Source organism: Halalkalibacter sp. APA_J-10(15), assembly GCF_023017105.1.
GTDB lineage: Bacteria > Bacillota > Bacilli > Bacillales > Bacillaceae_D > Halalkalibacter.
In genome coordinates this window covers 1-255 of record NZ_JALKEV010000100.1, presented here as the reverse complement: position 1 = coordinate 255, position 255 = coordinate 1, and the positions used below count along the sequence as shown (strand labels likewise).

The 255-nt window shown below is 35.7% G+C and carries 1 protein-coding gene; it reads left to right on the top strand.

Annotation, left to right across the window (positions count from 1 at the left end):
• Positions 1–2 precede the first annotated feature (2 nt).
• The coding region (gene tnpA / locus MW695_RS22430) for an IS200/IS605 family transposase (RefSeq protein ID WP_247107631.1) at positions 3–255 on the top strand (253 nt) is incomplete at its 3' end.

The following is a 255-nucleotide window of genomic DNA, read 5'->3' as shown; positions in this document are numbered from 1 at the left end:
TCATGTCGAGTGACAATAGTTTATCACACACGAGGTGGAATTGTAAGTATCACATAGTATTCATACCTAAGTACAGAAGGAAAGTCATTTATGGAAAATTAAGAAAAGATATAGGTGCAATCCTAAGCAGGTTATGCGAAATGAAAGATGTCGAAATCATCGAAGCACATGCCATGAAGGACCACATTCATATGTTAGTAAAGATACCTCCTAAATTATCTGTGTCGCATTTTATGGGCTACTTAAAGGGAAAAA